Below are 20,215 nucleotides of genomic sequence, written 5' to 3'. Positions count from 1 at the left end.
ATCTACTAATTTGATGATGCAATACCGGCACATTTTTTTCGACCTCGACCATACCCTTTGGGACTTCGACCTGAATGCAAAAGAAGCCCTGCTGGAACTCTACGAAGTCCTCGAACTATCGGGGGAAGGTATCGACGATTTCGGGAAGTTTTATGAGCGATACCTGCACCACAACCAGGTACTTTGGGACCGGTATCACCACGGCCACATTTCCAGCGAAGAGCTCAAATGGAAACGCATGTGGAGAACACTCCTCGACTTCAAGATCGGCAGCGAGCCCCTGGCCCGTAAGATGAGTGCCACCTTCCTGGAGCTACTTCCGGAAAAACAGAACCTATTCCCCTATACCCTTGAGATCCTCACCTATCTCAGAAACAAAGGTTATCTCCTCCACCTCATCACCAATGGGTTTGAAAAAGTACAATGGCGCAAACTGCGGACCAGCCGCCTGGACGACTATTTCGAAGAAGTGATCACCTCGGAGAAGTCGGGGAGTGTCAAGCCCCAGAAGGAGATCTTTGAGTTCGCGCTCCGGATCACCGGGGCGGATGTAAAGGAAAGCATCATGATCGGGGACAACCCCGACGCAGATATACAAGGGGCCCTCAACATCGGCATGGACTGCATTTTCGTCAACCACATCGCGTCGGCCGACAGGGTGCCGGCAACGTATACGATCCGGCACCTGAAAGAGCTGGAAGAGATATTATAGGTCCGGGACGGGCGCCCCGGACCTTAACGCATTAGTGCGCTTTTGCGTAATGCTCCGCGACCTTTTTCCAATTCACCGCGTTCCAGAAAGCCTTCAGGTATTCCGGACGGCGATTTTGGTATTTCAGGTAATAGGCGTGCTCCCACACATCTACACCCAGGATAGGCGTACCCTTTACCTCGGCCACGTCCATCAGCGGGTTGTCCTGGTTGGGGGTAGAAGTAATCTCCAGTTTGCCGTCTTTGACGATCAGCCAGGCCCAGCCGCTTCCGAAACGGGTGGCACCGGCAGCAGCAAATTTCTCCTTGAATTCGTCAAATGAGCCAAAGGTACCGGCAATCGCATCCGCCAGTTTGCCTTCGGGGTTTCCACCGGCATTGGGCGCCAGGATCTCCCAGAAAAAGGAGTGGTTCCAGTGACCGCCGCCGTTGTTGCGAACCGCGGGGCTGATGGTACCGGCCACCTTTACGAGCTCTTCCAGGGATTTGCCCTCGTTGGGCGTTCCGGCAATCGCCTTATTCAGATTGTCGACATACGCCTGGTGGTGTTTACCATGGTGGATTTGCATCGTCAGCGCATCGATATGCGGCTCTAACGCGTCAAACGCGTAAGGCAGAGGGGGTAATGTGAACGACATAGATGTATATTTAAGATTATATTCCTCAAAATTAGGGCCTCACCGCTTACTCTGAAAAAAAGACTTCATTAAGGTTGCACATTCTTCCATCATCACGTCCCGCGTAAGGACGGTCTTTGGATGAAAGGGATTGTTGTCTCCGCAGGTATGCAGGTACCCGTTTTTGGGGTCCGCCGTTCCCTGCACCACGCGGCCGATCTTGCTCCAATACAACGCCCCCGCGCACATCAGACAAGGTTCCACGGTCACGTACAGGGTTGCATCGGGCAGGTACTTACTTCCCAGGAAGTTGAACGCGGACGTCAGGGCGATGATCTCGGCGTGGGCGGTCGGGTCGTTGAGCCGCTCCACCTGGTTGTGTCCCCTCGCGATGATCCGGTCGCCTATGGTGATGACTGCACCCACGGGGATCTCACCTTCCTCATAGGCCTTTTGCGCTTCCCGCAGGGCCTGTCGCATCATTTGAATGTCTTTTTCCGGGTCCATAAGGCTACGTAAGGTACGGCAAAGACGTTACTTTTGAGGTATGCACGCGTCGCTTGCCGCCATGAAGGCCTTTGTCGATTCCGGGCAGACCCGCCCGGTTGCTTTCCGCAAACAACAGTTGTCGCGGTTAAAGGCGGCGCTGCACCGGCACGAAGACGCCCTCCTGGAGGCCCTTCACCGCGACCTCCGCAAACCCGCGGTGGAAGCCTACGCCACCGAACTCGGCCAGGTCCACCAGGAGATCACCCACACGCTGCGGCACCTCGACGCCTGGGCCCGGCCCGATCGCCGGTCCACCCCACTGGCATTTTTTCCTTCCCGCAGCGTGGTGTACAAAGAACCCCTCGGTGTCGTCCTGGTCATCGCCCCCTGGAACTACCCCCTCATGCTGCTCCTCCACCCGCTGGTAGGCGCCATCGCCGCCGGGAACAGTGTCTTGTGCAAACCCTCCGAGTTTGCCCCCGCCACTGCCGTCCTTATCGAACAGATACTAGGGGAATTATTTCCACCTGAATACGTCGGCGTTCTACAAGGCGACGGTCGTCTCGTGCTGCCGCCCTTGTTGGCTCAGGGCCGGCCCGATCACATCTTTTTCACCGGCTCCATCCCCGTTGGCCGGGAAATCCTTTCCATGGCCGCACCCCCACTCATCCCCGTCACCCTCGAACTCGGCGGCAAAAGCCCTTGTATCGTCGGCCCCACGGTCGACCTGTTGCCCGCCGCCCGCCGGATCGTCCAGGGGAAATTCATCAACGCCGGACAAACCTGCGTTGCCCCCGACTATCTCCTGGTGCATCGTTCGATAAAAGCCGCTTTCCTGGACGCCGTACTTTCTCAACTCCGCGCCTTTTTCGGAGAGGATCCCCGTTCCTCCCCCGACTACGCACGCATCGTCCACGCCGGTCGTTTTGCAAAACTCACCGGCTATCTCCCCCAAGGCCGCATCCTCCACGGCGGCGACCACGACGTAGCGGACCTCTATATCGGCCCGACCCTCCTCGACGACGTCTCCCCCGATAGCCCTTTGATGGAAGAAGAAATATTCGGCCCCCTGCTGCCCATCTTTACTTACGATACCACTGAAGAGGCTCTGGCATTTATCCGCGCCCGCCCCTGGCCACTGGCCCTTTACGTGTTCTCCAGCGACCGGTCGTTCGCCGATTTCTTTCTCCGGGAAGTCCCTTTCGGCGGCGGCTGTGTCAACAACACGTTAGTACACTTCGGTAATCCTTCGCTCCCGGTCGGTGGGATCGCTTACAGCGGGATGGGGCGGTACCACGGCTTCGAGAGCTTCCGCATTTTTTCCCACTTCAAATCCGTGACGCGGTCGGGCACCTGGCTCGACCTTCGCCTAAAGTATCCACCCTATGCGGGGAAGTTACGGCTATTCAAGTGGTTCTTCCGTTAGTAAGCGCAGGATTCCTCCACCTGGGACCCGGTGAACCCAGCCATGAAGCGCTCTGCTACAAAGCCGGCATAACGCACCCCGATGTCACGGAGAATGGCCTCGACCGAAGAAAAGTCGGGCGCGGTGACGAGCCGCATGCGGAAGTCTTTGATGTGGGGAAGCCCCTTCAGATAGTTGGCATAGTGCCGTCGCATTTCGAGAATGCCAAGCACCGGTCCCTTCCAGGCCACGGACTTCTCCAGGTGCTGAAGGCAGACGGCCACGCGCTCCTCGATGGTAGGCGGCGCAAGCACCTCCCCGGTAGCAAAATAGTGTTTGACCTCGCGGAAGATCCAGGGATAGCCGATCGCGGCACGACCGATCATGAGCCCGTCGACGCCATAGCGGTCGAGATACAGCTTCGCTTTCGCCGGCGAATCGATGTCCCCGTTGCCAAAGATGGGAATGCGGATACGCGGATTGTTCTTAACCTTGGCGATCAGCCTCCAGTCCGCCTCACCCTTGTACATCTGGGCGCGGGTGCGACCATGAATGGTGAGCGCCTGGATGCCTTCGTCCTGGAGCCGTTCGGCCACTTCCTCGATGTTGATGGAGGCTTCGTCCCAGCCGAGGCGGGTTTTCACAGTCACGGGCAGGTCGGTGGCGCGGACAACGGCCCTGGTTAGACGGACCATCAGGTCCAGGTCTTTGAGGACGCCGGCCCCGGCGCCTTTACACACGACCTTTTTGACGGGGCAACCGAAATTGATGTCCACAAGGTCGGGTTGGGTGGCGGCGACGATCCTGGCCGAAAGGGCCATGGCTTCTTCATCACCTCCGAAGATCTGGATCCCGACCGGGCGCTCGAACTCGAAAAAGTCGAGCTTTTGCCGGCTTTTGATGGCGTCCCGGATCAGCCCTTCGCTGGAGATGAACTCGCTGTACATCAGGTCCGCCCCGGCAGCCTTGCAGACCGCGCGAAAGGGGGGATCGCTGACGTCCTCCATGGGGGCGAGCAGGAGTGGGTTGTCGGGGAGCGATATGGGACCAATCTTTACCATTGTCTTGGAAAAGGGTGTAAATTTACGCACTTATTTCGGTATGCCCATGCGCCCTATCTTCGGCGACAAGCCCCTTTGGTTCCACTGTTTACTGCTGGCGTTCCTTCTTGTGTTTGCCATGGCGTTGACAAGCGTGTTGATCTTAAACATGCCGTCAAACGCCTACCATGCCCAGGCACTTGTTAACTCGCTGATTTTCTTACTACTGCCGGCTCTGTTCTATGGCCAGCTGGTGTACCAGGCGCCCTTACAGGAATCGGGGTTCCGTTCACCCGGGAACAAAAACTTTTTTGTCCTGGCGGTGGTGGTCATGCTTGTCTCCATCCCCATGGTCCAGGTGCTGGCGGGCTGGAACGAAGGGTTGCATTTTCCGGTGGCGGGCGCCGACAAGTGGATACACGATACGGAAAAATCGCAGGACGCTTTCCAGGAACAGATCCTGAACATGCCGACGCCTGGTTATCTCGGGCTGAACCTCCTGGTGATGGCGTTTTGCCCCGCGTTGGGGGAAGAAGCGTTTTTCCGGGGGGTGATCCAGAAGATACTGGTCCGCGCGACCCGGAACGTACACGTGGGCGTATGGCTGGGCGCCATTCTTTTCTCCGCCATGCATTTTCAGTTCCTGGGCTTTTTCCCGCGCCTGGCGCTGGGGCTTGTTTTGGGTTATCTGTATGCCTACAGCGGGAGTCTTTGGCCGTCCATCGTCGCCCACTCGGTGTACAACGCTTCCCAGGTGATTTTCTTTTACGCCCAACAACACCAAAGCGGGACGCATCCGAATCCCGTGTTTGATACCAATGCTACCATGCCTTTGTCCTATGGGTTGATCAGCACCGTCCTGGTGCTGGCCTGTTTCGTATGGATGAAACGGATTAAAACCACTACATGGCCTTAAACGTCGCTACATTCAAAACCCGGACGCTGTCCGCCATCATCTTTGTCGTCGTCATGGTAGGCGGTCTTCTTTGGAACCGCACCTCTTTTTTTGCGTTGTTCACCCTGATCCATTTCGGTTGCTGGTATGAGTTCCTGTTGTTGATGAAGGCGATCGACCCGGATTTTAAAAAGATCCACAAAACCTGGGCCTGGGGTTTCCCCTTGCTGGGCTGGGGGGGCATGTGGTGGGCTTTCCGAGGCATCCCTGATGCCATGGAGGGGCTTGCATGGGCCGGATATGTGGGGGACGCGGTGATGGGCGCAGGTGTGCTCCTGATCGCTGCCGGCGCGGTTTTGAAGCCCGAAAAAACCGGCAAAAACTTATGGTACGCCCTGGCGGGTCTGGCCTATATTTCGCTCCCCTGGTTCCTGATGATCCTCCTTTATGGGATGGGGGATTCCTTGTTATCGATGACACGGCTTTTGGGGGGCACCCCGACGCTGTTCCAGCGCATCGCCTACCCCGTGGCTTTGCCTTGTATCCTGATCTTCTCGATCTGGATCAACGACACGATGGCGTATATCGTCGGGTCTTTTATAGGCAGGACGCCGTTTTCGAAGATCTCGCCTAAAAAGACGTGGGAAGGGACGGCCGGTGGTGCGTTGTTGTGCGTAGGCGCGATGACGCTGTTGGGACACTTCGTAGGCATCTACCAGTTGGGTGTTTGGATCGGTATTTCCGCGATTGCCGCAGTGGTCGGTACCGCAGGTGACCTTCTGGAAAGCCGGCTGAAACGGCTGGCGGGTGTCAAGGACAGCGGCAGCATCCTACCCGGACATGGGGGCTTCCTGGACCGCTTCGATTCGCTGCTTTTGGCGACGCCGGTGACCTATGCATTTTTCATCCTGCTGAGTATCTTGTAACTTCGGCCCAAATTCCGTAACGAATGACGATCCATAGAGAAGGTTTCCCCTCCATTGCCATCAGCGCTGTGTTGTTTATCATCATCAACCTGCTGTCCTTTGCATTTATCAGCGCAGCGGTCCCTTTTCTGGCCTGGGTCATCTTTGCCGTTACGCTTTTCCTGTTGTTGTTTATGATCTCCTTTTTCCGGATTCCCAACCGGAAGCTCACGGTGGATGCCGGCGCTGTCATTTGCCCGGCGGACGGCAAGGTCGTCGTGATCGAGGAGACCGATGAGGTGGAGTATTACAAGGACAGGCGCATTCAGGTGAGCATTTTCATGAGCCCCGCCAATGTGCACGTCAACCGCAATCCCATCAGCGGCGAAGTGCTCTACAATCAATACCACAAGGGCAAATACCTGGTGGCCTGGCACCCCAAGTCGTCTACGGAGAATGAGCGCCACTCAGTGGTGCTGGCAAACGATAAAACCACGATCCTGGTCAAGCAAATCGCGGGCGCGCTGGCCAAGCGCATCGTCAACTACCTCCACGTCGGGCAAAAGGTGGAGCAGGGCAGGGAACTGGGCTTTATCAAGTTCGGGTCCAGGGTGGACGTACTTTTACCGCTGGGCACCAAAATCAATGTGCAGATCGGGCAAACCGTGCAGGGCGGCGTGACCGTGCTGGCGACGGTATAAAACTGAAAAAGCGAACTCAAAAACATGGCCCGCGAATAGGCGGGCTAATTTTTTTCCCTATATTTGTAACCGAATAGTTACACAAATGGACTTAAGAAGGGATGTATTCCAGGCGATAGCGGACCCCACCCGCCGGGAGATCATCGGGTTGTTGTCCCGGAAGACCTTGACCCTAAATGGGGTGGCGGAGAATTTCACCGTATCCAGACCTGCTATTTCCAAACACATCAGGATCCTTAGCGAGTGTGGGCTGGTGGTGATCCGGCAACAGGGACGGGAGCGCTATTGCGCGGCCAACCTGCAACGGATAAAGGAAGTGTCGGACTGGGCGGACCAATACCGGGAGTTTTGGAAAGGGAAGTTGGACCAACTCGAAGCCTTCTTGGAGACACAAAAATAAAATTCTATGGCATTCCCTCTCGGCCAGGTCCTGCAACGGGATGGCCACTACACCCTGCGCTTCGAGCGGCAACTGGAGCACCCGGTGTCCCGGGTCTGGGACGCGCTGACCCAACCGGCCTACCTGGCCAAATGGATAGCGGAGGCGCGGGTGGATCTGCAACCCGGGGGTGAATTCATCCTGGATTACACACACAGCCCGAAAGTTATGCGGGGTACGATTACCCGGTTGAAAGAATACGCGCTCTTGGAATACACTTGGGACGAAGGACCCGACCAAGAGGCATCACTGGTATGCTGGGAGCTTTTGCCCCAGGGCCCCAATGCCTGTTTGCTGGTGTTGACGCATTCGAGGCTGACGCGCCAGGTACCCGGCTTAGGGGCGGGCTGGCATACGCATATCGACCTCATGGCGGAAGTCCTGGATGGTAGCCGGCTGGACTTTTCGTGGAACGATGAATGGTGGAAAAGCAAACTGCCGGACTACGGAGGTTAGGGCACCGGGTCATACCCATGCCCCCCCCACGGATGACAACGGGAGATCCGTTTGAACGCAAGCCATCCGCCTTTCAAAGGACCATACTTCTTAAACGCTTCCAGCGCATACTGCGAACAGCTGGGTGTATAACGGCACTTGGGCCCGAGGATGGGCGACACGATCCATTGATAGAGCTTGATGAGCAGGACAAATGGCAGGGACAATATGTACCGGAGGGTCTTCATGGCTGGAGGTCCCGGAGTTTTTTCAAAATTACGCCGATCTTGTCCATGATCTCCGCCTGGGTGGGGAGTTCTTTCCCGGTATAAATGATAAAGGCGTGAAGACCGGGCAAGGCTTCTTTTTGGAGACGGTAGCCTTCCCGGAGCAAGCGTTTGATGCGGTTACGATCGACGGCCCGCTTGAAATGACGCTTGGGCGCACCCACACCGACACGAGCGGCGGCCGACCCCTCCCAACGGTAAAACACACGAAGGGGGAAAACGGAGAACGACTTTGCGGAGCGGAAAAGAAAATCGATCTGTTTCCGGCTCTTCAGGCGTTCGGCCATGGGGAATGTGTAACGGTGGGGCATAAGGGGTATAAGGCAAAAAAGCTCTCCAAAAACGGAGAGCTTTAGTTATATCAAAAAGCGATAATTCCTATTTGAGACGGGAATCGTCGGAGACGGTCAGGCGTTTACGACCCTTTGCACGGCGGGAAGCGAGTACCTTGCGCCCATTAGCCGTTTGCATACGCTTGCGAAAGCCATGCACGGTCTTGCGACGACGTCTGTGCGGTTGAAATGTCCTCTTCATGTGAATAATTTATTAGATTTCAACATTTTACGGAAACCACCATGTTCCCGTCCCCGGTGAAAGGAGGGCAAAGGTAAGTAAATAAATTGAAAAACCGGGGCGATGGCCCCGGTTCTATTATTAAATCTTATCTGCCAGAAAAAACTTATTTGATCCCCAGCTTCTTTTTCACGAGAGGCAGGATGTCGTCGGTAGGAGGAGACACCAGGAGGTTTTCCTTGGTCATGATGTAGGCGTAGCCGTTTTCCTTGGCGACTTCCGTAATGGCGTCCATGGCTTTTTTCTGGATGGGGCCGTAGACTTCCTGTTGCTTCAGGCTCATTTGCTGTTGCGCGTCCTGGTTATAGTTCTGGAGCTTGTTGGCGAGCTCTTGGATACCGCGGGTTTCCAGGTCCTTTTTGGGCTGGCTCATCGTAGCGGAGTCCTTGATGTATGCCTGGTAGCGGGTTTGGAGTTCTTGCTGGATTTGCTGTTGGGCTTGTGCCAGACCATCCCGGTATTGGGACAGGACGGTGTCTGCCTTTTTTGCTTCGGGCATGACGGACACGAGCTCGTCCATGCTGATATAACCGATTTTATTTTGCGCCTGTACCTTCACCCCCACAATCGTCGAAAGCCCCATGACAAACAGCGTGGCAAATAAAACTTTTTTCATTGTTCTTTTTTTAATTTTAGTTTTTGTTGAAGTGGTTTAGAGTTTAACCCCTAGAGCCCTTAATACGTCATCACTCTTGTCCAGCTTGGGGTCGGCAAATATAACGGTAATTCCTTCACTTTTATCCAAAATAAAATCATATAACCTCGAAACGGCCAGTTTCTGGATGGCGTCGTAGACCTTGTCCTGGATGGGTTTGATCAGTTCCTGGCGTTTCTTGTACACGTCGCCTTCGAAGCCGAAGCGCCTCCGTTGAAGGTCCCTGAGGTCCTTCTCGGCATTAAAGATCTGGTCTTCTCTTTTTTTCTTGAGGTCGTCGCTCAACATGACCTGTTCGGCCTGGTAGTCGCTGCGCAACTTGTCGAGCTCCGCGGACTTTTGCTCTATTTCGGCCTGCCAAAGCGTGCTGAAATCATCCAGGGTTTTTTGGGCTTTCTGGTACTCCGGGAGCTTGCTCAGGATGTATTTGGTGTCGATCACCGCATAACGCTGCGCCTGGAGGGCGCCCAGACCCCACCCCAGACAAAGGAGGATACAAAGGAAGTGTCGCATATTAGCAAATTACACTATTCCGGCTCATAACCCAGCATGAAGGTGAACCGTCCTGCGTTCCGAATACCCTGGCCCGGTTGTAGACGATCAAGACCAATCCCATAGTCAAAGCCCAGCAGACCGAACATCGGCAGGAAGAACCGCATCCCCAGACCCACCGAACGGCGGAGCTGGAAAGGATCATAGTGCTGGAAGTCATACCAGCCGTTGGCCGCTTCGAAGAAGCCCAGGCCATAGATGGTACTGGTCGGGCTGAGACTGAGCGGGTAGCGCAGTTCCAGCACGTACTTATTGAATATGGTAAAGAGCTGATTGGGATTGACCGTTCCCGTCGTACCGTTGTCGGGGTTCACCGAAGGATTGGAGTTGTAATAGACCGGGTAACCGCGCTGGGAGATGATGTCATACCTCAGGATACCGAAGTTATTGGTCAGACCCGCATCCCCAAGCTGGAACCTTTCAAACGGAGAAATCGGCAGTTTAGTACTATACCGCCCCATATATCCAAATTTCCCTGCCACGTGGAGGACGAACTGGCGCGTCTTGTCCTCGCCACGGCCGACACCTAAGGGGATGTACCACTCGGCGTTCAAACGCCATTTGTGGTACTCCACGAACCGGTATTTGTCTTGGATAGAGGTATAATTATCCGGATTGTTCCCCAGTTGGCTGTAGGGCGGAGTCGCCTGTACGCTCAACATCAGGTTGGAGCCGATGCGCGGGAACTGCGGGTTGTCCAGGCTATACCGCGCCAGCGTCAGCTTGACGTTGATGTTGTTCGAATTCCCCGTGGCCATGTCCGGGAAGTAGCCGTAGTAGCTCCGGAGCTGGTACACGTTGTAGTTGATCGCGTAGGTGAGCGTGAAATATTCATCCGGCCAGCGGAGCGCCTTACCCAGGGCGAGGCCCACACCGAGGATGTTCAGGTGAGAGGTGTCGCTGTGGTTGGTGACATAGCTGCCCGTGGCATAGTTGTACGCGTAGGCGTTTGAATAACGGGTATTGTATACACTCACCGTGAGCGAGTTCCTTTTCTTCCCCCCAAACCAGGGCTCGGTAAAGGACAGGTTTTCCGCCCGGTAAGACTTACCGTTGGCTTGTATGCGGGCAGAGAGTTTCTGGCCGTCACCGGAAGGCAGCGGATCCCAGGCCTTCTTATGGAAAATGTTGCTCAGTGAAAAGTTGTTAAACGTGACCCCCAGGGTACCGGTCAGACCGATATTTCCCCCCCAGCCCGCGGACAGTTCCAACTGGTCGGAAGACTTTTCCTCGACCGTATAGTTGATGTCCACCGTCCCGTCCTCGATGTGCGGCACGGGGGTGATCCCGATCTTCTCCTGGTTGAAGAAGCCAAGGTTGGCGATGGTCCGGTTGTCCTTGATGACGTTTTGCCGGCTGAACTTTTCCCCGGGGATCGTCCGGAGTTCGCGGCGTACCACGTATTCCTTGGTCTTGTCGTTCCCGGAGATGTTGACGTTCTTGATGGTGGCCTGGGGACCTTCCACGATACGGACCTCGTAATCGATGGTGTCGTGGTAAACCCTGGTCTCTACAGGGTCGATGCGGAAGAACAGGTAGCCGTCGTCCATATAGAGGCCTTTGATGTCCCCGCCTTCGGGCGAAGGTTCTACCCCGAGACGCTTGTTGAGCATCCCCAGGTTATACAGGTCCCCTTTGTGAATATCGAGGATAAGGCTCAGGACGGAATCGGAATATTTGGTATTCCCCTTCCAGGTGATGTCCCCGAAATAATATTTATCTCCCTCGGAAATCTTCATGTCGACGTTCATGGTCCCGTTAGAGGTATAATACGTCGTGTCCGCGGTGATGGCCGCGTCCCGGAAACCGATGGAGTTGTAGTATTGGATCAGTTTATCCTTGTCCTCGTCGTACTTGGTCTGGTTGAATTTGGCGGACGTAAAGAGTTTAAACCGGACGTAGGGATCCATGAAGTCCTTGATCTTGGTGGGGATCAGGAAGTCGTAGTCGTGGACAAAGTCGTGGAAAGTGATGTTCGGGCGATACCCGTAGACCGCGCGCTTGGGCACCGGGAAAAGGGTCAGCCGGCTCATCTCGTGCGTCCCCTTCATCTTGGACATCAGCTTGCTGTCGGTAGCATTTGTGTTCCCGAAGAAGTTGATGTCGTCGACCCGGACTTTCGGTCCTTTAGTGATGTAAAACGTCAGGGTCTCGAAGTTCTTGGCACCACCGGCGTCGGGTTTCTCCTCGACACGCACGTCTGCGCTTTGGAAACCCTTATCGGTAAAGAATTTCTGGATGCTTTGGATGGCCGTCAGTTTCATGTCCTCCGTGACCACACGGCTACGGACAAGGCCTGTTTTCGGCTCCAGGTCTTCCGCCTCCCCCTTGCGAATACCCTTAAAATAGAAGTTCGACAACCGGGGGCGTTCCTGGAGGTCGATCTCGACCCAGATATTTTTCCCCTCCAAACGGGTGATATAGATCTGTGCGTTGCTAAAAAGGCGTTGTTTCCAAAGATTGGTGATGGCCTTGGAAAAAGCATCTCCCCCCGGTATCTTGACCACGTCGCCCACACTCAGCCCCGTCACGGAAAGGACGATGGATTCTTCCAGGTACTTGGCGCCCACGACCTTGATGCCGGCGATCGTGTATTCCTTTTGGATCTTGGAATTGAAAAGGTTCTGCAATTCAGGATTTACCGAAGCAGGGAGGGTGTCTGTCGTCTGGGCCCGGAGGCTGGTGAAGAATAAAGCCGATAATATAATCCCCGCTAAAAAAACCCTACAAAAACGTTGCATCCAGTTTGAGTTTTGTGAAATTGCCTTTGCCCTTTAGTTTATTAAAAAAGTTGCTATATTTTTCCTGTTACAATTCCCTCCTAATAAGCATGGCCGGCAAATTAAGCGGAATTATTAAAACGCTTTGTTAAAACCTCCCAATTGAATCCTTGGAAATGACGCCCGTTGGCACTTCTGCGATCTGCTCACTGGTCTTCCCGAAGCGTCTTTCCCGGTTCTGGAAATCCAGTATGGCCTCGTACAGGTTCTCTTTCCTGAAGTCCGGCCATAGTGTCGGCGTAAAGTACAGTTCCGCATACGCCAGCTGGTAGAGCAGGAAATTGCTGATCCTGAATTCCCCGCTGGTCCGGATCATCAGCTCCGGATCAGGTATGCCGCGGGTGCACAGATACTGCTCCAGCAAGGCCGGGGTGACCGCTCCGGGGTCCACCTTACCCGCCTTGACGTCTTCGGCGACCTGGCGCATGGCGTGGACCAGCTCCCAGCGGCTGCTGTAGCTAAGGGCCATGACCAGGTTCAGGCCGGTATTCGTCCCCGTTAGCTCCATGGCCTCCTCCAGTTCGTGCTGGGCGGACTCCGGAAGCATCTGCATATCCCCGATCATGTGCAGGCGGATGTTGTTCCGGTTGAGGGTATCCACCTCTTTCCGGATCGTGTCGATCAGCAGCTCCATAAGACCGTTGACTTCATACGCCGGCCGGTCCCAGTTCTCGGTGCTAAAGGCGTACAGGGTCAGGTAACCGATCCCCAGTTCCGCACAACCTTCCACGATATTGCGCACGCTCTCCACCCCATGAAAATGCCCGTACAGGCGGTCCTGCCCCTGTTCCTTTGCCCAACGCCCGTTTCCATCCATAATGATGGCGATATGGCGGGGCAGACGTTGTTTGTCAATTTGTTCCAGGAGGCTCATGACGGCTTTTATGGCATTTGAGGGGGCGAAGTTACAAAAATATGGCGGAGTTAGATGCAGCCGATCTTCTTCTTTAATGCATTGGTTATCAATTAAATCATAAAAAAGCCGCCCACGCGGGGCGGCTTGAAAACAAACCCTTAACCAACTGCTCATGTCTAAATAGAGCACCGATGGACAACTATTGCACCGTATACGTCCAGCTCAGGAAGTCGACCGTCATCGTATAGGTTCCGGTCGTCGTCGGACCGGTGAAGTTTGTATTAAAAGTGCCGTTGTTCCCATTGTACCCGAAGGTGCCCCCGCTGACCGTGTCGTTGGTTCCGCGGACGGCGTACTTGTTGGTCCAGCTGCCGTTGACGGGTAGCAACAGGTATTGGTTGCCGCCACTCAAAGGGAGTTTGATGGAGAACTGGCTGGAATTGACCCTTGTCAATTTCTGGGCGGGATCGGGCACGGGATTGTTCCAGGCGCCCGCCGTAGCCGAACCCACGATAAACAAGCTGTCGGGAACGACGCCGGAGAAGGGCGTGATCGAGAGGGTACCCGCTTGGAAATTGAACCAGATGATGTACCAGCCGGAGGTGGTCGGACCGGTGAAATTGGTGTTGTACGTGCTGTTGCTGCCGTTGTATCCGAAGGTGCCGCCCGTTCCGTCTTCGCTGTTGTCGCTGGTCGCGAATTTGTTGGTCCAGTCCCCGTTGACGGGTAAGGCCAGGAATTGCCCACCGCCGGTCAGGTTGAAGACGCCGGCATAATCCGTGGAATCCACCATTTCGAACTGCTGGCTCGGGAGCGGGACGGGGTTGTTCCATGCACCGGCGGTGGCGCTGCCGACCAGGAAAAGTTTTCCGGACGCAGGCGGCTGCACCTTGGGCGGGATCTTATAGGGCGTAACGGTCAGGGTCACCGTATTCGACGTCAACAATTCGTTGTTGTTGGCGTAGGAAGACATTACCCGTACGTCCACCTTGTAGGGCACCCCGAAGGAGGCCCCAAAACCCAGAACGACGTTATTGATCTGTTTGGCGATAAACGTATCCGTCAACGCGCCCGATATGACAAAGCTTACGGCCTGTGTAAAGTTCCGGCCGGACGAATCGATCTGGATAGTGTATTTCTCGGTGGACGAATCCGTAGCATAGTGCGGGTTGGACCAACTCAGCACCAATACGCTGGTGAGCGAGTCTGACGGAGGAACCGCGATCGTCGTCGTGGAGCTCGCCAGCGTGGGGGTGCTCCCGTTTTTGTAATAAGGATTGGTCATCTTGGAGCAGGCGGCAAGCCATACAGCCACCGCAACGCCCGAATATAGAAGGAAATGCTTTCTCATACACTTTTAGTTTTGGGTGACGGTATAAATACCGCTCTGGAAATTGACGTCTATGGTGTACGTTCCGGCCGAGGACGGCCCGGCGAAGTTGTTGCTGAGATTATAGCCAAACGTGCCTCCACCGCTGAGCGTCCCGGCGGGTGTCGCGGAGCTGGCGTATTTGTTGCTCCAACTCCCGTTGACAGGCAGGAAGAGGTATTGATCGCTACCGTTCGTCGGATCTCCCCCGGAGAGGGCGATCGTAATCTTATACTCCGTGTTGCTTATTTTGGTGAATTGCTGCGCTGCAGGTACGGGATTTGCCCAGGCGCCCAGTTTGGTATCGCCACCTACCAGCCACAATTCCCCCGAAGCGGGCGGTGTGACTACAGGAGGGGGAGAATAGGGCGTAACCGTAAAGTTCAGCGAATTGGAATTGAGGGTATCCGCCTCCGGTGAACCCGAGCTTAACGGCTTGATATAGGACTGCACCCGAACCTGGAGGTTGTGACTCATGCCCGCCAGCAACCCCATATTATTGGCGAGGAAGCTGTTGAAGACGCTCACCGTCATGGTGGCGCTGATGTCCGGACTGTAGGTAAGCGTGCGCATAACCGGACTGGTAAAGTTGCCGCCCACCGTATCGAACTGGAGGCTGTAGCTCACATTGAGCGAGCTGATCCCGGTGTTGAACTGATAGTTTGGATTGGTCCAGGAAAATGTCACCGCGTTGGCCAACGTATCGGTCACGGGCAGGGGAATAGTGCCCGTTTGGCTGGCCGACAACACGGGCGGCGTTCCACTTTCCAGGTATACCTTAGCCTCGTCCTTTTTGCAAGCAGCCAGGGCCAGGAGGCAGCCGCCCGCGAGGAACCAGATCTTGTTTATTTGTCTTTTCATAACAATCGTCTTTTACGTGGATTAATACCCGGGGTTTTGGGTGAGGTTGCCGTTGGCATTAAGGTCCGTGGCGGGGATGGGGAAGATGTTGTAGTGCGCATCCACACCCGTTCCGGAGGAGACGCCTCCTTTCCAGGGCCACAGGTAACTGCCGGTAGTAAACAACCCGTACCGGATCAGGTCGGTACGGCGGAAACATTCCCAATACAATTCCCGGCCTCTTTCGTCCAGGATATTCTGGAGGGTCAGCGAGGTCAGGTCACCCGAGACACCTCCATAGGCCCTTTCGCGGACCGTATTGACGTCTGCCAGGGCCTGGGCGGCGGTGCCGCCTGTGCCCCCGCGGAGCACGGCCTCTGCATAGATCAGGTATTGCTCTGCCAGGCGGAAAAGCGGGAAGCTGGTGGAGGCATAAACGCTGGCTCCGGCCGGCGTGGCACCGGTGGACGTAAGGTTGGTGAATTTTGTGACCGCCAAACCATTTGTAAATGTCCCGATGGCGGCGATGGCCTCCGTCTGTCCGCTGGTATAAAACATCGAACGCTTATCCGCGGTCCCGGTCAGGTCGGGGAAAAGGTTCGGGATATTGGACGTTACACGGTTACCGCCCCATCCGCCGCCGGGTACCCCGTAGTTGGCGGGCACCATAGAGCCTCCGATCGCCGCATTGATGATAAAGGTCGTCCCCCCATAGTTCTGGGTATTGATCCCATCGTAGGAGATGGAGAGCAACTGCTCCGTATTGTTAAGGTTGTTATCCGACTCGAAGAGGTTGGCATATTTCGTCATCAACTTATACACGCCTGAATTGATGACCTTGGAGGAATAAGTGATGGCGTCCGTATACCGCGCGGTGCCGGTGTAGACGGCTGCGTTCAGGTATACGCGCGCAAGGAGCGCCCACACGCAGCCCTGGTCGGCACGCCCGTATTCATTATGACCGGCGGCCACCATGGCGTTGGTGCTGTCCAGGTTTTTGAGCTCGGACTCCACGTACGCAAAGAGATCGGAGCGGCTGATCTGTTTGGGTATATAAGACCCGATCGGATCCTGGTCCGTTACAAAGGGCGGGTTGGCGAAAAGGTCCATCAGTTCCGAATATTGGAACGCCCGCAGGAAACGGGCCTCCGCGACGTAATTGGCGAGGTCGGTTGCGTCGCTGCCGGTAAACTTGCCCTTGACGGCTGAGGCCTGCTGGATGAAAGCGTTGGCCACCGTGATCTGGTAAATACTACGGGCATAAAGTCCCAGCAGGATGACATTGCTTGAATTCCAGGACATATTGTGGAAGTCGGGTACTCCCGGGTCATTCCAGGCACAGACCGCTTCGTCTGTGGACAGCTCATCGGCGTCCCATAGCAAACGGACAAAGTCGGACGTACCTGCGTCAATCCCGCCCAGGTCAGAGCTGGCGGAACCGCTGCTGCCTGTCAGGGCATAGGCGCCGTACACTTTGGCCAGCGCCTCTTTGGCCCCCGCCGGCGTACTGAACACCTCGGAGGCCGTTGTGGTGTTATACGGCTGTCGGTTCAGGTCCTTGTTACAGGATACCAAGGTCCCTACCCCCAGGGCCGACATCACTGCTATTGTTAAAAAACCGTTTTTCATATTCGAAGTTCTTTATGGTATTATTTACGATGAATTAGAAGCCCAGGGCTGCGCCAATCGTGAAATTCCTTGGCCTGGGATAGAGGTTGTTGTCTATGCCCCCATAGACTTCCGGATCCACCCCTTTATACTTGGTTATAACGAATACGTTCTGGCAGTTTGCATTCAACCGGAGGTTGATGTTTTTGGTAATCTTGCCGAAGTTGTACCCCAGCCCGATGTTGTCCACCTTCAGGAAGGAGGCGTTCTTTACGTAGTAGTCTGAAAAATATTGGTTTGCGTAAAAGTTCGTGTTGTAAATGTCAGTGGTGGCATTGCTCAGGAACTGGAGCGGGTTCTGGATGTACTGGGTGACGCCAAGACCTGCATCCACGTTGTCGTATACATAGTTCCCGATATTGGCACGGGCCACGATGCTCAGGGTCCAGCGCTTATAATCCAGGGCGGTGCTAAAGCCCAGGACGACCGGTGCAAAAGGCGACTTGTAGTGGTACTGGTCTGAAAACGGCGTGATCACACCGTCACGGTTGCGGTCGACGTATACGCCTTCCAACGGTTTCCCGTTCTTGCCGTATACCTGTTGGTACACATAAAAGGAATAGGCAGAGTAGCCCACGGTATTGATCTGGATCGTATTCCCGGTACCACCCCCGATGGAGCCGACCTGGTCCCCGTAAAAGGTGGGGTCGTTCTGGTTGGCGGTGAGCTTGGTGATCTTGTTCTTGTTGTAAGCGAAGTTGAAGTTAAAGCTCCATTCAAGATCCTTCGTCTTGACCGGGATGGCGTTCAGGGTGAATTCCGCCCCTTCGTCAATCATGCTCCCGATATTGATGGTAAACTGGTTGGTGAAGTTGGAACCAACCGGGATAAACACGTTATTCAGGAGGTTGGAAATGTTTTTATGATAGTATTCTACACTGCCGCTCAACCGTCCGTTGAACAGACCAAAGTCAAGGCCGACGTTGGCAGAGGTCGTTTGTTCCCACTTCAGACCGGAGTAATAGGGCGAGGGCGTATACATATAGTAATACGTGCTTCCGAACTTATACTGGGACCCGTTCTGGGAAAGATAGTAGGAAGGAATGTACTCGTAGTTACCGATGCCATCCTGGTTCCCTGTGACACCATAACTGCCCCTCAGCTTCAGGTCGGTTAGCCAATGAACGGACCTCATGAAGTTTTCCTGGCTGACTCTCCAGGCCGCGGATACGGCGGGGAAGGTCCCCCAACGGTTTTGGGGGGAGAAACGGGAGGACCCGTCGTCGCGGATGGAAGCGGTGAGGATATACTTCTGATCGTACGTATAGATGACACGCCCGATGTAGGAGATCAGGGTATGTTCCTGCGGAGACGTCGGGTAGAGCGGAACCGTGCTGGCAATCGTGTCTTTCGCGGCGTCGATGCTGGCATAATTGTAGGGGGTCGTCAGGGTGTTGTAGTACCCATACGTGCCCAGCACGTTGATGTTGCTTTTGATGGAGCGCAGGTCCTTGACATAGTTAAGGCTGAACTCGCTCATGGTATAGGTATTGTTCTGCTTGTACCGGCTGTGCAGACCCGGTCCGGGTGTTTGGGCAAAGTCCTGGGCCGCGTCTGCCGGAATGTCCGTGGTTCCGTGACCCGTGGCTACGTCGTACCCAAGGTTGAGAATAGCGTGGAGCTCGGGGAGGCCGTGGAATTTATAGTCGAGCTTGGCATTGCCGATGCTGTTGTCCGCATAACCGATGGAATTGTATTGTTTCAGGAGGGCGACCGGGTTACGCGTGGCCAGGGCATTGAGCTGACCGCCTTTGAGCCATTCGAAATAACCGCCGAAGGAGCTGTTCGCCTGATACACAGGCTGCGTGGGGTCAAAGCTTACCGCGGATCCAATGGCGCCCTGGTTGGCAAACCTGGACCGGGTGTGCGCGCCGGTAACATTCAATTCAACCTTCAGGTGCTCGTCAAAAAAGGAAGGGGTAAGGTGGATGGAGACGTTTCCGCGTTGCAGTTCGTCCGTCTTCAAAATACCTGTTTGGCCGAGATACCCCACGGACACCGAGTAAGGAAGGAATCCAGACCTTCCGGTGACGCTGAAGTTGTCGCTCGTGGTCAGTGCCGTCTGATAGATCTGTTTTTGCCAGTTGGTGTTGGCCGTCCCGAGCAATGCTTTGAAGGTGGCGGTGCCATTGGCATTTACATAAGCCCGGAACTGGTCTGCGGACAACACATCTACGTACTTGGCCACCGTGCCTACCGTGTTCTGTGTATTGAAATTGAAGACAGGCTTTCCACCCCTTCCTTTTTTGGTGGTGATGATGATCACACCGGCGGATGCACGGGAGCCATATATGGCGGCTGCGGAAGCGTCTTTCAGTACAGTGATATTTTCAATATCGTCGGGGTTGATCAGGGACAAGGGATCTGCTATACCCGAGATGGTAGACGTCCCGTCCGGGTTTTTGATGGACGGAAGGATAACGCCGTCGAGCACGATCAGCGGGTCCTGGTTCCCGTTGAGGGAGGCCAGGCCGCGGATGCGGATGACGCTGGAGTTCCCCGGTTGCCCGCCACTGGTGGTCACCGACACCCCGGCCACTTTCCCCGCGATCAACTGGTCGGGGCTCGTGATGGCGCCCTTTTGGAAATCTTTGGAGGAGACGGAAGAAATCGATCCCGTCAGGTCTTTTTTCTGCTGGGTGCCGTACCCGATCACTACGACGTCGTTCAACTCGGAGGCACCGGTTTGCAGGTGCACCATAAGCGCGCCGCTGGCAGTGAGTAGCACCTCTTGCGCCTTATACCCGATAGAGGTGATGAAGACGCTTGTCGCGGAAGCGGGCACTGTCAGCCGGAAATTCCCGGAAGAATCCGTAACCGCGCCTCTTTTTCCACCCTTCACCGTCACGGAAGCGCCGGCAACGGGCACCCCGTTCACATCCGTGACATTGCCTGTCACCGTCCTCGTCTGGGCAAAGGCACCCAGCGAGCAGAAAAGCAGCAAAAGACAGGGCAAGACATAAGTCGTTAGTAATTGTCTCAATCGCATAAATAAACA

21 protein-coding genes are annotated in these 20,215 nt (G+C 55.2%); 7 read left to right on the top strand and 14 right to left on the bottom strand.

Features of this window, described 5'->3' with window-relative positions:
* Positions 1–13 precede the first annotated feature (13 nt).
* Positions 14–712 carry a YjjG family noncanonical pyrimidine nucleotidase gene (locus tag EDB95_RS04910; protein ID WP_246073515.1) on the top strand — a complete coding sequence of 233 codons (699 nt, stop codon included), beginning with the start codon at positions 14–16 and terminating at the stop codon, positions 710–712.
* A 31-nt stretch (positions 713–743) separates the two neighbouring features.
* Here EDB95_RS04910 and EDB95_RS04905 read toward each other — a convergent pair whose 3' ends face one another.
* Positions 744–1,349 carry a superoxide dismutase gene (locus EDB95_RS04905; RefSeq protein ID WP_133991146.1) on the bottom strand — a complete coding sequence of 202 codons (606 nt, stop codon included), beginning with the start codon at positions 1,347–1,349 and terminating at the stop codon, positions 744–746.
* Between the two features lie 39 nt (positions 1,350–1,388).
* Positions 1,389–1,835, bottom strand: coding sequence for a nucleoside deaminase (locus EDB95_RS04900; RefSeq protein ID WP_133991144.1), 447 nt, complete (start codon positions 1,833–1,835; stop codon positions 1,389–1,391).
* Between the two features lie 40 nt (positions 1,836–1,875).
* Between EDB95_RS04900 and EDB95_RS04895 the strand changes: the two genes are divergently transcribed.
* Positions 1,876–3,243: an aldehyde dehydrogenase gene (locus tag EDB95_RS04895; protein ID WP_133991142.1), complete on the top strand. Its 1,368-nt coding sequence runs from the start codon at positions 1,876–1,878 to the stop codon at positions 3,241–3,243.
* On the opposite strand, the gene dusB is transcribed toward EDB95_RS04895, so the two are convergent.
* On the bottom strand, positions 3,240–4,283 hold the full coding sequence (gene dusB, locus EDB95_RS04890; RefSeq protein ID WP_133991140.1) for a tRNA dihydrouridine synthase DusB: 1,044 nt from the start codon (positions 4,281–4,283) through the stop codon (positions 3,240–3,242). The genes EDB95_RS04895 and dusB overlap by 4 nt on opposite strands.
* Before the next feature lie 46 nt (positions 4,284–4,329).
* Between dusB and EDB95_RS04885 the strand changes: the two genes are divergently transcribed.
* The 5 genes from EDB95_RS04885 (at position 4,330) to EDB95_RS04865 (ending at position 7,658) form a co-directional block, all read left to right on the top strand.
* Positions 4,330–5,178, top strand: a complete 849-nt coding sequence (locus EDB95_RS04885) for a CPBP family intramembrane glutamic endopeptidase (RefSeq protein WP_162852484.1) — start codon at positions 4,330–4,332, stop codon at positions 5,176–5,178.
* The gene (locus tag EDB95_RS04880) at positions 5,169–6,083 is read left to right on the top strand and encodes a phosphatidate cytidylyltransferase (protein WP_133991136.1); all 915 of its coding nucleotides are present in this window, start codon (positions 5,169–5,171) and stop codon (positions 6,081–6,083) included. The genes EDB95_RS04885 and EDB95_RS04880 overlap by 10 nt, the downstream gene beginning before the upstream one ends.
* A gap of 23 nt (positions 6,084–6,106) precedes the next feature.
* Positions 6,107–6,763 (top strand): phosphatidylserine decarboxylase family protein, encoded by a 657-nt coding sequence (locus EDB95_RS04875; protein WP_133991134.1) that lies wholly within the window; start codon positions 6,107–6,109, stop codon positions 6,761–6,763.
* Between the two features lie 85 nt (positions 6,764–6,848).
* A complete protein-coding gene (locus EDB95_RS04870) occupies positions 6,849–7,163 on the top strand; it encodes an ArsR/SmtB family transcription factor (protein ID WP_133991132.1) in 315 nt (104 codons plus the stop codon).
* A 6-nt stretch (positions 7,164–7,169) separates the two neighbouring features.
* Positions 7,170–7,658 carry an SRPBCC family protein gene (locus tag EDB95_RS04865; RefSeq protein ID WP_133991130.1) on the top strand — a complete coding sequence of 163 codons (489 nt, stop codon included), beginning with the start codon at positions 7,170–7,172 and terminating at the stop codon, positions 7,656–7,658.
* Here EDB95_RS04865 and yidD read toward each other — a convergent pair.
* From yidD to EDB95_RS04810, 11 genes are all read right to left on the bottom strand, one after another.
* A complete protein-coding gene (yidD, locus tag EDB95_RS04860) occupies positions 7,655–7,885 on the bottom strand; it encodes a membrane protein insertion efficiency factor YidD (protein WP_133991128.1) in 231 nt (76 codons plus the stop codon). The genes EDB95_RS04865 and yidD overlap by 4 nt on opposite strands.
* Positions 7,882–8,211, bottom strand: coding sequence for a ribonuclease P protein component (gene rnpA, locus EDB95_RS04855; RefSeq protein WP_246073514.1), 330 nt, complete (start codon positions 8,209–8,211; stop codon positions 7,882–7,884). Before rnpA ends, yidD begins: the two co-directional genes overlap by 4 nt.
* Before the next feature lie 91 nt (positions 8,212–8,302).
* On the bottom strand, positions 8,303–8,458 hold the full coding sequence (gene rpmH / locus EDB95_RS04850) for a 50S ribosomal protein L34 (RefSeq protein WP_133991124.1): 156 nt from the start codon (positions 8,456–8,458) through the stop codon (positions 8,303–8,305).
* A gap of 145 nt (positions 8,459–8,603) precedes the next feature.
* Positions 8,604–9,113: an OmpH family outer membrane protein gene (locus EDB95_RS04845; protein WP_133991123.1), complete on the bottom strand. Its 510-nt coding sequence runs from the start codon at positions 9,111–9,113 to the stop codon at positions 8,604–8,606.
* Between the two features lie 36 nt (positions 9,114–9,149).
* Entirely contained in the window at positions 9,150–9,665 is a 516-nt protein-coding gene (locus tag EDB95_RS04840; protein WP_133991121.1) for an OmpH family outer membrane protein, read from the bottom strand.
* 14 nt (positions 9,666–9,679) lie between these two features.
* A complete protein-coding gene (locus EDB95_RS04835; protein WP_133991119.1) occupies positions 9,680–12,445 on the bottom strand; it encodes a BamA/OMP85 family outer membrane protein in 2,766 nt (921 codons plus the stop codon).
* A gap of 127 nt (positions 12,446–12,572) precedes the next feature.
* Positions 12,573–13,358, bottom strand: a complete 786-nt coding sequence (locus EDB95_RS04830) for an isoprenyl transferase (protein ID WP_133991117.1) — start codon at positions 13,356–13,358, stop codon at positions 12,573–12,575.
* Positions 13,359–13,539: 181 nt separating this feature from the next.
* Positions 13,540–14,691 carry a SusE domain-containing protein gene (locus EDB95_RS04825; protein WP_133991115.1) on the bottom strand — a complete coding sequence of 384 codons (1,152 nt, stop codon included), beginning with the start codon at positions 14,689–14,691 and terminating at the stop codon, positions 13,540–13,542.
* A 6-nt stretch (positions 14,692–14,697) separates the two neighbouring features.
* Complete coding sequence (locus tag EDB95_RS04820; protein ID WP_133991113.1) at positions 14,698–15,570, bottom strand: SusE domain-containing protein; 873 nt, start codon at positions 15,568–15,570, stop codon at positions 14,698–14,700.
* 21 nt (positions 15,571–15,591) lie between these two features.
* Positions 15,592–17,178 (bottom strand): RagB/SusD family nutrient uptake outer membrane protein, encoded by a 1,587-nt coding sequence (locus EDB95_RS04815; protein ID WP_133991109.1) that lies wholly within the window; start codon positions 17,176–17,178, stop codon positions 15,592–15,594.
* Between the two features lie 34 nt (positions 17,179–17,212).
* A complete protein-coding gene (locus EDB95_RS04810) occupies positions 17,213–20,206 on the bottom strand; it encodes a SusC/RagA family TonB-linked outer membrane protein (RefSeq protein WP_133991107.1) in 2,994 nt (997 codons plus the stop codon).
* Positions 20,207–20,215: the final 9 nt, after the last annotated feature.

It is taken from the genome of Dinghuibacter silviterrae, assembly GCF_004366355.1.
Lineage (GTDB): Bacteria > Bacteroidota > Bacteroidia > Chitinophagales > Chitinophagaceae > Dinghuibacter > Dinghuibacter silviterrae.
The sequence above is the reverse complement of the archived record's forward strand: the minus strand, read 5'-3'. Positions and strand labels throughout refer to the sequence as shown.